This window comes from Sinimarinibacterium thermocellulolyticum (genome assembly GCF_040327995.1).
GTDB classification, from domain to species: domain Bacteria; phylum Pseudomonadota; class Gammaproteobacteria; order Nevskiales; family Nevskiaceae; genus Solimonas; species Solimonas thermocellulolyticum.
In genome coordinates, this window is sequence record NZ_JBEPIJ010000014.1 from 1 (window position 1) to 14592 (window position 14592).

General features: G+C 67.5%; 15 protein-coding genes. 9 read left to right on the forward strand and 6 right to left on the reverse strand.

The window, feature by feature from the left end; translation table 11 throughout:
- Positions 1-143: 143 nt before the first annotated feature.
- The gene (glyQ, locus tag ABSH63_RS11920; RefSeq protein ID WP_352890045.1) at positions 144-1037 is read right to left on the reverse strand and encodes a glycine--tRNA ligase subunit alpha; all 894 of its coding nucleotides are present in this window, start codon (positions 1035-1037) and stop codon (positions 144-146) included.
- Positions 1038-1120: 83 nt separating this feature from the next.
- Between glyQ and can the strand changes: the two genes are divergently transcribed.
- The 5 genes from can (at position 1121) to ntrC (ending at position 6573) form a co-directional block, all read left to right on the forward strand.
- On the forward strand, positions 1121-1777 hold the full coding sequence (gene can, locus ABSH63_RS11925) for a carbonate dehydratase (RefSeq protein ID WP_352890047.1): 657 nt from the start codon (positions 1121-1123) through the stop codon (positions 1775-1777).
- A gap of 149 nt (positions 1778-1926) precedes the next feature.
- A complete protein-coding gene (gene glnA, locus ABSH63_RS11930; RefSeq protein ID WP_352890049.1) occupies positions 1927-3336 on the forward strand; it encodes a glutamate--ammonia ligase in 1410 nt (469 codons plus the stop codon).
- Between the two features lie 77 nt (positions 3337-3413).
- The gene (locus tag ABSH63_RS11935) at positions 3414-3911 is read left to right on the forward strand and encodes a DUF4124 domain-containing protein (protein ID WP_352890051.1); all 498 of its coding nucleotides are present in this window, start codon (positions 3414-3416) and stop codon (positions 3909-3911) included.
- A 107-nt stretch (positions 3912-4018) separates the two neighbouring features.
- Entirely contained in the window at positions 4019-5086 is a 1068-nt protein-coding gene (gene glnL, locus ABSH63_RS11940) for a nitrogen regulation protein NR(II) (RefSeq protein WP_352890053.1), read from the forward strand.
- Positions 5083-6573, forward strand: a complete 1491-nt coding sequence (gene ntrC / locus ABSH63_RS11945; RefSeq protein ID WP_352890055.1) for a nitrogen regulation protein NR(I) — start codon at positions 5083-5085, stop codon at positions 6571-6573. Before glnL ends, ntrC begins: the two co-directional genes overlap by 4 nt.
- Positions 6574-6662: 89 nt before the next feature.
- Here the strand turns inward: ntrC and ABSH63_RS11950 are convergent, their stop codons facing one another.
- Together ABSH63_RS11950 and ABSH63_RS11955 are read right to left on the reverse strand one after the other, a co-directional pair.
- Positions 6663-7211 carry a DUF4442 domain-containing protein gene (locus tag ABSH63_RS11950; RefSeq protein WP_352890057.1) on the reverse strand — a complete coding sequence of 183 codons (549 nt, stop codon included), beginning with the start codon at positions 7209-7211 and terminating at the stop codon, positions 6663-6665.
- A 72-nt stretch (positions 7212-7283) separates the two neighbouring features.
- On the reverse strand, positions 7284-7988 hold the full coding sequence (locus tag ABSH63_RS11955; protein ID WP_352890059.1) for an MmyB family transcriptional regulator: 705 nt from the start codon (positions 7986-7988) through the stop codon (positions 7284-7286).
- 286 nt (positions 7989-8274) lie between these two features.
- On the opposite strand from ABSH63_RS11955, the gene ABSH63_RS11960 reads away from it, so the two are divergent.
- Both ABSH63_RS11960 and ABSH63_RS11965 read left to right on the forward strand, forming a co-directional pair.
- Complete coding sequence (locus tag ABSH63_RS11960) at positions 8275-8598, forward strand: DUF2834 domain-containing protein (protein ID WP_352890060.1); 324 nt, start codon at positions 8275-8277, stop codon at positions 8596-8598.
- Between the two features lie 202 nt (positions 8599-8800).
- Entirely contained in the window at positions 8801-9370 is a 570-nt protein-coding gene (locus ABSH63_RS11965) for a hypothetical protein (RefSeq protein WP_352890062.1), read from the forward strand.
- A gap of 28 nt (positions 9371-9398) precedes the next feature.
- On the opposite strand, the gene ABSH63_RS11970 is transcribed toward ABSH63_RS11965, so the two are convergent.
- Positions 9399-10253 carry a tetratricopeptide repeat protein gene (locus ABSH63_RS11970; RefSeq protein ID WP_352890064.1) on the reverse strand — a complete coding sequence of 285 codons (855 nt, stop codon included), beginning with the start codon at positions 10251-10253 and terminating at the stop codon, positions 9399-9401.
- A 101-nt stretch (positions 10254-10354) separates the two neighbouring features.
- On the opposite strand from ABSH63_RS11970, the gene ABSH63_RS11975 reads away from it, so the two are divergent.
- On the forward strand, positions 10355-10798 hold the full coding sequence (locus tag ABSH63_RS11975) for a protein tyrosine phosphatase family protein (RefSeq protein ID WP_352890066.1): 444 nt from the start codon (positions 10355-10357) through the stop codon (positions 10796-10798).
- Between the two features lie 90 nt (positions 10799-10888).
- Here ABSH63_RS11975 and ABSH63_RS11980 read toward each other — a convergent pair whose 3' ends face one another.
- Both ABSH63_RS11980 and pyk read right to left on the reverse strand, forming a co-directional pair.
- Complete coding sequence (locus ABSH63_RS11980) at positions 10889-11650, reverse strand: glycerophosphodiester phosphodiesterase (RefSeq protein WP_352890068.1); 762 nt, start codon at positions 11648-11650, stop codon at positions 10889-10891.
- Between the two features lie 73 nt (positions 11651-11723).
- The gene (gene pyk, locus ABSH63_RS11985; RefSeq protein ID WP_352890070.1) at positions 11724-13151 is read right to left on the reverse strand and encodes a pyruvate kinase; all 1428 of its coding nucleotides are present in this window, start codon (positions 13149-13151) and stop codon (positions 11724-11726) included.
- Positions 13152-13246: 95 nt separating this feature from the next.
- On the opposite strand from pyk, the gene ABSH63_RS11990 reads away from it, so the two are divergent.
- A complete protein-coding gene (locus ABSH63_RS11990) occupies positions 13247-14563 on the forward strand; it encodes a formate-dependent phosphoribosylglycinamide formyltransferase (protein ID WP_352890072.1) in 1317 nt (438 codons plus the stop codon).
- Positions 14564-14592 lie beyond the last annotated feature (29 nt).

Sequence of the window (14592 nt, forward strand, 5' to 3'; positions counted from 1 at the left end):
CAAAAAACAAGCGCTCAAACTGCGCATACGCGTCGCAACGGGGCATCCCCTCTCTTTTCGTCACGCAAATTTCGATTCGCGGGCCGTAGGCAGCGATCTTTCGCGCGGTTTTTCAGCAAGCTGTTAGGCTTCTCGATCGTAGCTCAGGCCGCAGCGCGCAGCATCGGAAAGCCAAGCGCCTCGCGCGCCTTGTAATACGCCTCGGCGCAGGCGCGGGCGAGCGCGCGCACGCGCAGGATGTAGGCCTGGCGCTCGGTGACGCCGATCGCGCCGCGCGCATCGAGCAGATTGAACGCGTGGCTGGCCTGGATGGTGCGCTCGTAGGCCGGTAGCGGTAGCGGGGTGTCGAGCGCGAGCAGCTGCCGGCATTCGGCCTCGGCGCGGTCAAAGCGCGCGAACAGCGCCGGCACGTCGGCGTGTTCGAAGTTGTAGGCGCTTTGTTCGACCTCGTTCTGGTGGTAGACATCGCCGTAGGTCACGATACGCCCGCCGGCGTCCGACCAGACCAGGTCAAAGACCGATGCATTCTTCTGGATATACATCGCCAGGCGTTCGAGGCCGTAGGTGATCTCGCCCGACACCGGCCTACATTCGAGGCCGCCCACCTGCTGGAAGTAGGTGAACTGGGTGACTTCCATGCCGTTGAGCCAGACCTCCCAACCCAGGCCCCAGGCGCCGAGCGTCGGCGACTCCCAGTTGTCCTCGACGAAACGGATGTCGTGGGTCAGCGGGTCGAAGCCCAGCATCTTGAGCGAGTCCAGATAAAGCTGCTGGAGGTTCGCTGGCGAGGGCTTCATCAGCACCTGGAACTGGTAGTAGTGCTGCAGGCGGTTGGGGTTCTCGCCATAGCGGCCGTCGGTGGGCCGGCGGCTGGGCTGGACGTAGGCGGTGTTCCAGGGCTCGGGGCCAACGGCGCGCAGGAAGGTGGACCAGTGAAAGGTGCCGGCCCCCATTTCCATGTCCATGGGTTGCACGATCACGCAGCCGTGGCCGGCCCAGTAGGTCTGGAGCTTGAGAATCAGGTCTTGGAAGGTCATGGCGACCACGCAGCCGAAGGAGCGCGCCAGTATACTGGGGCGCGCGTGCCCCTATCGCGCGCTTGCCTTATAGTGCGGCCGTCATGAACCGCCTCGATCATCTACTCGAACAAAACGCCGCCTGGGCGGCCGCGCGCGTCGTCGAGGATCCGGATTTCTTCCGCCGTCTGGCCGGTGGTCAGAAGCCGGCCTACCTGTGGATCGGCTGCGCCGATTCGCGCGTGCCGGCGAACCAGCTCCTCAACCTGCCGCCGGGCGAGGTCTTCGTCCACCGCAACATCGCCAACGTCGTCGTCCATTCCGACTTCAACTGTCTGTCGGTGATGCAGTTCGCGGTGGAGGTGCTCAAGGTCCGGCATATCCTTGTCGTCGGTCACTACGGCTGCTCGGGCGTGCACGCCGCGTTGCATGCGACCCGCATCGGCATCGCCGACAACTGGCTGCGGCACATCCGCGACGTCGCCGATCGCCACCGCGAACGGCTCGACCGCATCGCCGACGAGCGCGTGCGTCACGATCGCTTGTGTGAGCTCAACGTCGTCGAGCAGGTGTTGCACGTCTGTCAGAGCACCGTGGTCGAGGATGCCTGGGCGCGCGGGCAGTCGCTGTCGGTGCACGGTTGGGTGTATGGGCTGCACGACGGGCGTCTGCGCGACCTCGGTCTGACCATGACCGCGCCGGACGATGTGCGCGCCGCCCACCAGCGCGCCTGCGACGCCATTCTGGGCCCGTATCCGTAGTGTCGGGCTTGGGCTAGCATAGCCGGCCCACCTCCTTGGCGAAGCCGCGGTCCGCGCCCCAGAGCATGGCATGGATCATGCTTCATTTTGGCGCACGCTAGGCGGGGGTGGCCCGCTTACGATCCCACCACGTTCTCAAGGAGAGCCCCATGTCGGCTAATGATGTCCTGAAGATGATCAAGGAAAAGGAGGTCAAGTTCGTCGACTTCCGATTCTGCGACACGCGCGGCAAAGAGCAGCACGTGACCGTTCCTTCACACGTCGTCGACGAAGACGTGTTCACGTCCGGCAAGATGTTCGATGGCTCGTCGATCGCCGGCTGGAAGGGCATCAACGAGTCCGACATGATCCTGATGCCGGATGCCGGCACCGCCTTCATCGACCCGTTCTTCGAGGAAAGCACGCTGGTTCTGACCTGCGACGTCATCGAGCCGTCGACGGGCGAGGGCTATTCGCGCGATCCGCGCTCGCTGGCCAAGCGTGCCGAGGCCTACCTCAAATCCACCGGCATCGCCGACACCGCCTACTTCGGCCCGGAGAACGAGTTCTTCATCTTCGACTCGGTGCGCTGGGGGGCCGACATGTCGGGCTGCTTCGTCAGCATCGACTCGGTCGAGGCGGCCTGGAACACCGGCCGTGACTACGCCGAGGGCAACAGCGGGCACCGTCCGGGCGTCAAGGGCGGCTACTTCCCGGTGCCGCCGGTCGATTCGCTGCAGGACGTGCGTTCGGCGATGTGCACCACGCTGGAAGCCGTGGGCATGCCGACCGAAGTCCATCACCACGAGGTCGCCACCGCCGGCCAGTGTGAAATCGGCGTGAAGTTCGGCACGCTGGTGAAGAAGGCCGACGAGGTCCTCAAGCTTAAGTACGTGGTGCACAACGTCGCCCACCAGTACGGCAAGACCGCCACCTTCATGCCCAAGCCCATCGTCGGCGACAACGGCAACGGCATGCACGTGCACCAGTCGCTGGCGCTCGGCGGCAAGAACCTGTTCGCCGGCGACAAGTACGGTGGTCTGTCCGAGACCGCGCTGTACTACATCGGTGGCATCCTCAAGCACGCCAAGGCGCTCAATGCTTTCACCAATCCGGGCACCAACAGCTACAAGCGCCTGGTGCCGGGCTTCGAGGCGCCGGTGATGCTCGCCTACTCGGCGCGCAACCGTTCGGCGTCGATTCGTATCCCCTACGTGTCCAACCCGAAGGGCCGGCGCATCGAGGTGCGCTTCCCGGATTCGCTGGCCAACCCGTACTTCGCGTTCGCGGCGATGATGATGGCGGGCCTCGACGGCATCCAGAACAAGATCCACCCGGGCGATCCGTCGGACAAGGATCTCTACCACCTGCCGCCGGAAGAGGACAAGAAGATCCCGCGCGTCTGCCACAGCCTCGACATGGCGCTCGACGCGCTCGACAAGGACCGCGAGTTCCTCAAGGCCGGCGGCGTGTTCACCGACGATCTGATCGACGCTTACATCGACCTGAAGATGCAGGAAGTCACGCGTTTTCGCATGACCACGCATCCGATCGAGTTCGATCTTTATTACTCGATGTAAGACCGCTGGTCGTTGAAGAAACCCCGCAAAAGCGGGGTTTCTTCTTTCGGGGATCGTGAATCTCTATGCTGCGCGGCATGAGGGTATTGCTCGCGTTCGTCCTACTGTGGTCCGGCTGCGCCATTGCCGACGAGGTCTATCGCCACGTCGGTCTCGACGGCGTCGTGCGCTACACCGACAAACCGCCGGATCCGCATGCGCGGCCGATCCAGCTCGAACCGCTGTCGGGGCCGGTGACGGCCGCCAAGCCCCGCAAGCGCTTCTATTCGCCGGCGGCGCTGCGCGCGGCGGCACGCTTCGCGGTCAGTGTGGAGTCGCCGACGCCGGGCCAGGTGCTGCGCGCCGGCACGCGCATGGTCGCGGCGGCCAGCGTGATGCCCGGTCTGGTCGAGGGCTTCTCCCTGCGCTATCTGCTCGACGGCCGTTCGGTCACCCCGGCGCCGACCGACGAGCTGAGCATCCTGCTGCCGGATCTTGCGCCCGGCGAGTACCGCCTGCGCATCGCCGTGCTCGATCCGCGCGGACAGGAGCTGGCGCGGTCCGAGGAGACCGTGTTCCGCGTCGACGCACCATAACGGATCAACTGCGCCACGGTGGTGCGCACAAAAATGGTGCACGTCGCCGGCGAATGATCTAGCCTGCGGATGCAGGCACGTGGCCTGCATCTTGCGTCGGCGCAAACATGAACCGCTTGCCCAGAAGCCGGGTGACGGCCGAGGAGGTACTCGACGGCCTGACCATGGCGGTCGTCGCCGTCGACGACGGCCTGCGCATCACCATGCTCAACTCCGCCTGCGAGAGTCTGTTCGGTATCTCGCGGCGCATGGCGCTCGGGGCAACGCTGACCGACGCGATTCCGCATCTGAAGCCGTATGAGGACCGTCTGCGCACGGCGCAGGCCTCGACCACCGGCTTCATCGAGCGCGAGACCGAGCTGCGCCGCAACGGCGACCCCGGCGTCACCGTGGACTGGACGGTCACGCCGTTCGCCGGCGCGCGCAAGCCAGGCCTGCTGATCGAGCTGCAGTCGCTCGATCGCCACTTACGCATCTCGCGCGATGAGCAGTTGCAGGCGCATTTCGATGCGAGCCGCGAGCTGATCCGCGGCCTTGCCCACGAGATCAAGAATCCGCTCGGCGGCATCCGCGGTGCCGCGCAGCTGCTGGAGCGCGAATATCCGGACGACGGCCACCGCGAATACACCGCGGTGATCATCCGCGAGGCCGATCGCCTGCAGAACTTGGTCAATCGCCTGCTCGGTCCCAACCGCCTGCCGCAAAAGGCGGCGCTGAACGTGCACGAGGTGCTGGAGCACGTGCGCCAGCTGGTGCAGGCCGAGGCGCCGGCCGGCGTATCGGTGCTGCGCGACTATGACCCGAGCATCCCCGAGCTGTTGGGCGATCGCGAGCAGCTGATCCAAGCCGTGCTCAATATCGTGCGCAATGCGTTGCAGGCGGTCGATGGCGATGGTCGCATCGTGCTGCGTACACGCACGCGCCGTCAGTTCACCATCGGCGCGGTGCGGCACAAGCTCGTCGTGCAGATCGACATCGAGGACGACGGCCCCGGCATCCCGCCATCGATGGTCGAGAAGATCTTCTACCCGATGGTGACCACGCGCGCCGAAGGCACAGGACTTGGCCTGCCGATTGCTCAGTATCTGGTCCACAGCCACGGCGGGCTGATCGAATGCCGGAGCCGCCCGGGCTGCACCGTTTTCACGCTTTACATGCCTCTGGAAAGCACATGACCCGTTCGTCGGCAGAACCGTCTGGCAGCCAGAGCATCTTGACCGTCTGGGTCGTCGACGACGACGAGTCGATCCGCTGGGTGCTGGACAAATCGCTCAGGCGTGAGGGCATACGTGTGGTCAGCTTTCCCGGGGCCGCCGAGTTACTCGACGCGCTCGCCGAGCGTACGCCGCCGGACGTGTTGATCAGCGACATCCGTATGTCCGGAGTCGACGGTCTGAGCCTGATGGCTCGCGTGCGTGCGGCGCACCCCGATCTGCCGGTCATCATCATGACTGCACATTCGGATCTGGACGCCGCGGTGGCGGCGTACAAGGGTGGGGCCTTCGAGTACCTGCCCAAGCCCTTCGACGTCAATGGCGTCGCCGATTTGGTGCGGCGTGCCGCCAGGAAGCGCGAGGTCGTCGACGAGCCGCCGCTTGATGCCGGCGCGACGATGATCGGCGAGGCGCCGGCGATGCAGGACGTGTTCCGCGCGATCGGCCGGCTGAGTCCGTCGCACATCACCGTGCTGATCACCGGCGAGTCCGGCACCGGCAAGGAGCTGGTCGCGCGTGCGCTGCACGCCAACAGCCCGCGGGCGAACAAGCCCTTCGTCGCGATCAACACCGCGGCGATTCCCAAGGACCTGCTCGAAAGCGAGTTCTTCGGCCATGAGCGCGGTGCCTTCACCGGCGCGGCGATGCAACGCAAAGGACGCTTCGAGCAGGCCGATGGCGGCACCTTGTTCCTCGACGAGATCGGCGACATGCCGGCCGATCTGCAGACGCGTCTTTTGCGTGTGCTCTCGACCGGCGAGTTCTACCGCGTCGGCGGTGTCGCGCCGCTCAAGGTCGACGTGCGCGTGATCGCGGCCACGCACCAGGACTTAGAACTGCTCGTGCGCGATGGCCGCTTCCGCGAGGACCTGTATCACCGACTCAACGTCATCCGCATCCGCATTCCATCGCTGCGCGAGCGCCGTGAGGATATCCCGCAGCTCGCGCGCCACTTTCTGGCGCGTGCAGCCGAAGAACTGCGCACCGAACCCAAGCGCCTGCTGCCGGAAGTGCTCGAACGCTTGCAGCGTTTCGACTGGCCGGGCAACGTTCGACAACTAGAGAACGTCTGTCGCTGGCTGACGGTGATGGCGCCGGGGCGGGACGTACACCTGCAGGATCTGCCGCCGGAAGTGCAGGTGCCGAGCGCCGCGGGATCAGTCGTCGCGGCCGATCCCGCGGCGACTTCCGCAGCCGCCACATCGGCGCCGCCGCCGGCCCCCACCGCGAGCTGGTACGAGCACCTGCGCGAGTGGGCCGCGGCCGAACTCGCCGCCGGCCAAAGCAACCTCCTCGATACCGCCGTGCCACTGTTCGAGCGCACGATGATCGAAACGGCCCTGGCCGCGACCCATGGCCAGCGTCAGGAAGCCGCAAGGCGCCTGGGCTGGGGTCGCAATACGCTCACGCGCAAGATCAAGGAACTGAAAATGGGCGACGACGAATAGGTCGTTCGTCCATCGGGGACGCGCTCGCGCGTCAGCGCATTCGAACTTTCGCTGCGCATCGCCGGCGATGCGAGGGCTGACGCGCCGGGTCAAGGACCTGCCGATCGGGGTGATGGCACTGGGGCCGCGCCACGTGCGGCGGCCGCACCGCGGCGGTCATTTTCGGCGCCGGCGTCCTTGCGGCGGAAGTAGAGCACTTTCTCGACGGTCGCGACGCGTTCACCCCGCTCGTCCATCACCTCCACCCGGTAGGTCGGCGTGTACCGGGCACCGTCGGCGGTCTCGCGCCGAACGCTGGCGTCGTCCTCCGGCGAGAGCGCGAAGGTGGCACGCACCGTGCCTCTGCCGGGACGCTCGAAAACGATGGTCGCGGCCTTGTCCCAGATCACATAGTCCTTGCCCAGCCGGGCGATGAACATGAGCATGTAGAAGGGGTCGCACATCGCGTACAGGCTGCCGCCGAAGTGCGTACCGACCGCGTTGCGGTTGCTGCGGGTTTCGCGCAGTTCGACCACCACACGGCCAAAGTCCGGTGCGACCTCGACCACGCGGATGCCCGCGCCCTTGAAGGGTGCCCAATGATTGAGATAGAGCTTGAAGAACCAGGGCTTCTTGAAGAACTGATCGCGCAGGTTCATTGCAGGGATCTCCGAAAGTTTATCGCCACGGTTCTTTAGTCCCGTCTGCTTTGCAGCCAATGACCCCTGAAGTCATGGAAGCTTCGCCGATCCCGCCGCGCGACCGACCCGTTCGTGCTTACCAGCCAGCGTCCGCAGCAGCGCCGCGCTGGCCTCGTCGGCGGGGAAGAAGCTCTCCACGCGCAGGTCGTCGGCGGTCACGTCCTGCGGCGTGCCGAAGGTGGTCATCATCGTGAACAGGCGCAGGTCGAGGCCGTTGATGCGGTAATGCACCGGTAGCACCGGCAAGCGGCTGGCGTCGAGGTCGATTTGGCGCAGCCTCATCGGCAGGTCGGGGTAACGCAGCACCTCGTCGAGTACGTCTTGTACCTGCGGATGTTCCAGGGCTTCGCGCGCGGTGCGTGCGAGAAACGGCGGCGCGACCTCGTCGAGATTGGCGATCAGCGGCCGCAGCCCTTGCGGGTGGAAGGTCAGCTTGAGCACGTTGCGCGGGCCATCGCCGCAGACCGCGCGCCAGCGCGCCTTTGCATCGCCGGCGACGCCGAGCAGGCGTTCCATCGCTGCGTTCGCCATGACCAGATTCCACGCGCGGTCGACGACGATCGCCGGATACGGCTCGTGATGGCGCAGCAGCAGATCGAGCGCGGTGTTGACCGGCTGCATGTCGGCGGCTTCGAGCCGCCGCTGCGGATACAAGCCGGCATAGCCGGCGCTCTGCAGCAGGCGGTTGCGCTCGCGCAGCGGCAGGTCGAGGGCCATCGCCAGTTGCAGCACCATCTCGCGGCTCGGGCGCGCGCCCCGATTCGAGAAAGCTCAGATGACGCTGCGAGACTTCGGCCTGCAGCGCCAGATCGAGCTGCGACAGGCGGCGCGCGCGCCGGCAGTCGCGCAGCATGCGGCCGAAAGGCGCGGCATCGGAATGGGAGGGCGTCGGGCTTTGCATGGACGGCATTGTCGCAGACGCCCGCGGCGAGTCGATTACCTGCCGCGTAATTGTCCGCATTCCCCGCTCCGGGCACCTTGGCGGCGCCTCACGTACAGGCATCCACCCACGGAGATCGTCATGAATCGCACCATCGCCCTCGTCGTCCTCGGCCTGATCACGCTCGACTTCGCCGCGCTCACCGTCTATGCGCTGATGGAACACGGCTATGTCGGCCTGTTTGCTTACCAGCTTGCGACGCCGGCCGGCTGGCAGGTGCTCGCCGACCTGGTCATCGTCTGCCTGCTGGCGATGGCGTGGATGATCGCCGACGCCCGCCGCAGCGGCCGCACGGTGTGGCCGTATCTGCTGCTGACCGTGTTCGGCGGCTCGTTCGGCCCGCTGCTGTATCTGCTCGTCGGCCTGCTCGACAGCCGTCCGGATGCACGTCCGGTGCTGGGTTGAAGCGCACGGCCGCGTGCGGGTCGCGTCAACCACTTCGCTGATGTCCCCGCGCATGCAGGACGGCCTGTGGACCGACACGCTGCGCTGGCTCGACAAACGGCGGTAGTCAAACCGTCACCGTCGTTCAACATCCCGGCGTCATGCTTCCGCAGCTTGGACGGCAGGGGCGCAGCGGCTCATGTGGCGAATGGTGTGGATCGGGATGATCGGCGCGTTGGTCTCGGGGCTCGGCGCCTGCGCTGTGGACGGCCGCTGGCGCGGCGCCGCCGAAGAGGCGCAGTACGAGCAGGCGCTGGGCGGCGGTACGCTCGCCGCGCCACGCGCCAACCGCTTCTACGCCGAGGTGCACCGCGACGCGCGCATCTACGTCTTCGCCGACGCCGACGTGTATGCGCGCTTTCTCTGGTCCGGCCGCATCGAGCACGCGGTCACGGCGATCGGTGCCGGCGCCAACGGGCAGACCGTGCAGTTCGCGCTCAGCCGCGCCGAGGCGCGCGAGCAGGAACGGCGCGTGGCCTGGCGCGGTGCCGCGCAGGCCATGTTCGAGGGCCTTCTCGCCGGTGACGGCGAGTCCTTTTATGGTGAGGTGTATCGTGACGGCCGCATCTACGTGTTCGCGAGCTGGGCGGCGCTGCAGCGGTTCCGGCGTGATGGCGCGCTGCCCGACGCCGAGCGCCTCACCGACTTTGGCCCCGAGCAGCAGACCGTGATCGTCGCCGGCCCGGTCGAGGCTACGCTGACGCGCTTTCGCGCGATCCACCACCGGTATTGAAAATCGCGCGTCGCGGACGCGCTTTCGCTCAGAGCACGTCGTAGAGCCGCAGGCGGTACTCGCGGGTGCGCTCGTCGGCGGAGCCGAGCCAGTCGAACAGGTCGATCAGGCGCTTGCGCGCCGCGTCCTGGTGGAACTTGCGATCGGCGCGCACCGCCTCGAGCAGCTTGTCCATCGCCGCCTCGACGTGGCCTTGCGCGAGCTGTCGCGCGGCGTCGACGTAGAACGCCTTGGCCGGCGATTCCTCCAGCTCGTCGGGCGCGAGTTGCATGAACGCGAGCACGCGCTGCATCGCCTCTGCCGCATCGTATTCGCGCGCGTTGGCCGGAATCCGGGCGAGCAGTTGCAACGCGGACTGCGGGTCTTCGAGCAGCAACAGGCGTGCGAGCCGCAGCGGTACGCCGGGCGGCGACTGCGGGTCCTGCGCCGCCTGCATCAGCAGCAGGCGCGCATCGTCGACGTGACCTTCGGCGAGCAGCGCGTCGGCCTCGGCGACGACATCGACCGGAGGCGGCGGTAACAGTTGCTCCAGCCATTGCTCGATCGCCGCCTGCGGCTGCACGCCGGTGAATTCGTCGACGACACGGCCGCCGATGATCAGCTTGACGTTGGGAATGCTGCGCACGCCGGCGCGCTGCGCCCACTGTGGATGCTGCTCGGTGTTGACCTTGGCAAGCACGACGCGGCCGGCGAAGCGGCGCACCGCCGCCTCGATCAACGGCGTGAGCTGCTTGCACGGCCCGCACCAGTCCGCCCAGAAGTCGACCAGCACCGGAATCTGCTGCGAGCGCTCGATGACCTCGCGGGCGAAGTCCTGGACGTCGATGATTTGGGCATTCTCGGGGGCAGCGCCGGGTGCGGCGCCGAACAGGGTGTCGGCCATGGTCCTCGATACTCGGTGAAGTGGTGGTATTGCAGCACGAAACCCCGCGCGAGCCCAGGGCCGCGCATAATCGCGTTTCCGTTCATCCGCAGGGGGTCACGATGCCCGCTCCGATTCGACTCGACATCCCGTTCTTCGCCGCGCCCTCGGAAAAGGTGTTGACCGGCGGCAAGACCAGCCCCGAGGCGCTCCGCCAGGCCCAGGCACAGGGCGTGGCCAAGATCGTCAATCTGTGCCCGCCCAGCGAGGACCTGGGCTTCGACGAACCGGCGCTCGCCGCTGCGCTGGGGCTGGCCTACGAGAACATTCCCGTCGCCGGCGGCGCCGACCTGACGCGCGAGAACGCGCAGCGCCTGGCCGATGCCATCGCCAGCGCCCCGGGGCCGGTCCTGGTGCACTGCATGAGCAGCAACCGCGTCGGTGCGCTGTTCGCGCTCAAGGCGCACTGGCTCGACGGCAAGTCCGTGGACGCGGCGATCGCCGAAGGACGCGCGCACGGCCTCAAGGCGATGGAGGCCGGCGTGCGGCAGTTGCTGGAGCGGTAGCGCGCGGCGCAGCGTCGTGCGACCCAGAACAGTCCGCAAATGAACGCTAATGGACGCCCATGAGAGGCCGCCATTGGCGTTGATTTGCGTCTATTCGCGGACCTCGCTTCCGACGGCTGCGAGCGCGCGGTCGGGGTAGTCGGTGAACACGCCGTCGACGCCCATCTGCCATAGCGTGCGCAATCGGGTTTCGTCGTTCACCGTGTAGACGTACAGCGCAAGGCCGCGCGCGTGCGCGTCGGCGATCAGGCGCGCATCGACGAACTCGTCAGAGATGTTCAGCGTTTGCGCGCCAAGCTCGGCGGCCAGCCCAGCCCAGTCCAGCGGCACGCCGCAGTACAGCGCGCCGAGCGGCACCTCGGGCAGGAGCTGCTTGAACTCCCACAGCTCCGGCAGATGGAAGGACGAGACCAAAAAGCGCTCGGCCGGCCAGCCGTCGGCGATGTATTCACGCAGGCAGGCGGCGACCGCGTTCGCGCAGCCGTTCCAGGATTTGAGTTCCACGTTCACGCCGACGCGCTGCTCGATCAGGTCCAGGGCCTCGGCCAGCGTGGGAATGCCTTCACCGTCGCCCGCGTCGAGGCGGCGCAGCGCGGCCGCCGGATGCGCGGTGAGCAGGCCGCGGCCATTGGTGGTGCGATCGAGCGTCAGGTCGTGCATGAGCCACAGCTCGCCGTCGTGGTGCTGTACGTCGATCTCGACCCAGTCCGCGCCGAGACGGATCGCCGTGTCGATCGACAGCAGCGTGTTCTCGGGCGCGTGGCCGCGCGCGCCGCGGTGACCGATCACGGTGAACGGCCGGGACGCGGTCACCGCACGAGCATCCCGGTTCTGGGCGGACTGTGTACGCATGGCCCCTCCGGCAATCGCGACGCCAGTGAGAACAAGGCTACTCCTGTTCGCCTCGGGCCTCACGTCTGGCCGTTCACTCGACCCGGATGATCTTCATCGTATTGGTGCCGCCCGAGCCGGCGCCGTCGCCCTTGGTCAGCAGCACGCGATCGCCGCTGTCGAGGGCGCCGCGGGCGCGCAGCACCTCGATCGCCTCGCGAACCTGCGTCGGGCCGCCGAACTCGCTGGGCGTGAACGCCACCGGGTAGACGCCGCGGCACAGGGCCATGCGTCGGCGCGTCTTTTCGTGCCGCGTCAGCGCGTAGATCGGGATCGAGGTGCCGGTGCGCGAGGCCATCTGCGCGGTAGCGCCGGATTCGGTGAGCGCGACGATCGCGCGCGCCTGCATCTGCGCCGCGGCCCAGGACGCGGCCATCGCGATCGCCTCGTCGGTGCGCTGGAAGTGCAGGGTGCTGCGGCGCGCGTCGCGGCTCGGCAGATGCGGTATGTTCGACTCCGCGCCCAGGCACACGCGCGCCATCGCCTCCACGGTCTTCACCGGGTATTTGCCGGTGGCGGTCTCGGCCGAGAGCATCACCGCGTCGGTGCCGTCCATGACGGCATTGGCCACGTCGAGCACCTCGGCGCGGGTTGGAATCGGATTGGTGATCATCGACTCCATCATCTGCGTCGCCGTGATCGCCAGCTTGTTCTGTTCGCGCGCCTCGGCAATGATCCGCTTCTGCCAGCCCGGCAGCTCGGCGTCGCCGATCTCCACGCCCAGATCGCCACGCGCGACCATGACCGCGTCGCTGGCCGCGACCAGCTCGCGCAGCCCGGCGAGTGCCTCGGCGCGTTCGATCTTGGCGACCAGCGCGGCATCGCTGCCGGCTTCGCGCACCAGCTGGCGCGCGAGTTCGATGTCGGCCGCCGAGCGCGGGAACGACACGGCGACGAAGTCGACGTCGATGGCCGCGGCGATGCGGATGTCGGCACGGTCCTTGTCGGTGAGCGCGGCGGCCGACAGCCCGCCGCCCTGCTTGTTGATGCCCTTGCGGTTCGACAACGTGCCGCCGACCAGTACGGTGCACTCGACACGCGTGTCGTCGATGCGCTCGACGCGCAGCGCGATCGCACCGTCGTTGAGCAGCAGGGTGTCGCCGGGTGTGACGTCGCGCGGCAGATCCTTGTAGGCGCAGCCGACCACGGTCTCGTCGCCGGCGTTGGCGCCCAGCGCGGTGTCGAGCGTGAAACGCGCGTTCTCGCGCAGCTCGACCGGGCCGCCGGCGAAGGATTCGATGCGGATCTTGGGGCCCTGCAGGTCGGCGAGGATGCCGACATCGACGCCCAGCGTCTGCGCGGTCTTGCGCACCGCTTCGGCGCGACGCTGGTGATCGTCGGCGCTGCCGTGCGAGAAGTTGAGCCGCACCACGTCGACCCCGGCGGCGATCATGCGCTTCAAGGTGCCGGGGTCGTCGGTCGCGGGGCCGAGGGTGGCGAGGATCTTGGTGCGGCGTTGCATGGGCGTTCCTTGAGTCCGATCATTCTATGTCGCGCCTCGTCGCGCCGGATGGCGTAGAGGTCCTCACAACAGCCCTTTCGTCTGGAATCCGAACAATGACCACGATCGGCACTCCGCTGTCCGCGAACGCCACCCGCATGCTGCTGCTCGGCAGCGGCGAGCTCGGCAAGGAAGTCGTCATCGAGGCGCAGCGCCTCGGCATCGAGTGCATCGCCGTCGATCGCTATGCGAACGCGCCGGCGATGCAGGTCGCGCACCGCAGCCACGTGATTCCGATGCTCGACGGCGCCGCGCTGCGGCGCGTCATCGAGCAGGAAAAGCCGCAGCTCATCGTCCCCGAGATCGAGGCGATCCACACGCCGACGCTGCTCGAACTGGAGGCCGAAGGGTATACCGTCATTCCCACCGCGCGCGCCGCGAGGCTGACGATGGACCGCGAGCGCATCCGCCGCCTCGCGGCCGAGGAACTCGGCCTGCCGACCTCGCGCTACCGCTTCGCCGGCACGCTCGATGAGTACCGCGCGGCCGTCGCCGAGATCGGCCTGCCGTGCGTGGTCAAGCCGGTGATGTCCTCGTCGGGCAAGGGACAATCTACGGTCAGGACCGAGGCCGACGTGCAGAAAGCCTGGGACTATGCGCAGAGCGGCGGTCGCGCTGGGCGAGGAGCGCCGGGCTTTCCGAGCGCTGCTCGCACGGCGCCCGAGCGCCCGGCCAGGGATGGCCGGGCAGGGGGTGGCGTGCAGGTGCAGGGCCGCGCCAGGGACGGCGAGCCTGAACTCGATCTCGGCCGTGTCATCGTCGAGGGCTTCGTCCACTTCGATTACGAGATCACGCTGCTGACGGTGCGCCACGCCGCGAGCGACGGCACCGTGACCACGAGCTTCTGCGCGCCCATCGGCCATCTGCAGATCGACGGCGATTACCGTGAATCCTGGCAGCCGCATCCGATGAGTGCCGCTGCGCTCGCGGCGTCGCAAGAGATCGCGCGCAAGATCACCGACGCGCTCGGCGGCCGCGGCATCTTCGGCGTCGAGCTGTTCATCCGCGGGGATGAAGCGATCTTCTCCGAAGTCTCGCCGCGCCCGCACGACACCGGCCTGGTCACGCTGATCTCGCAGGATCTGTCCGAGTTTGCGCTGCACGTGCGCGCGATTCTCGGTTTGCCGATTCCGGCGATCCGTCAGCATGGGCCGGCGGCGTCCTGCGCGATCCTCTTTGAAGGGGATCGCAAGGCGCCGCAGTTCGGCGGGGTCGCCGCCGCACTCGCCGCACCGGACACCGCGCTACGCCTGTTCGGCAAGCCCGAGATCGTCGGCCGCCGGCGCATGGGCGTGGCGCTGGCGCGCGCCGATTCGATCGACGCCGCGCGCGCCAAGGCGCGCGCCGCGGCCGCCGCGGTCTCCGTCGGTTAGCGTCTTTCTCGCGTCATCGTGAGTCGGCA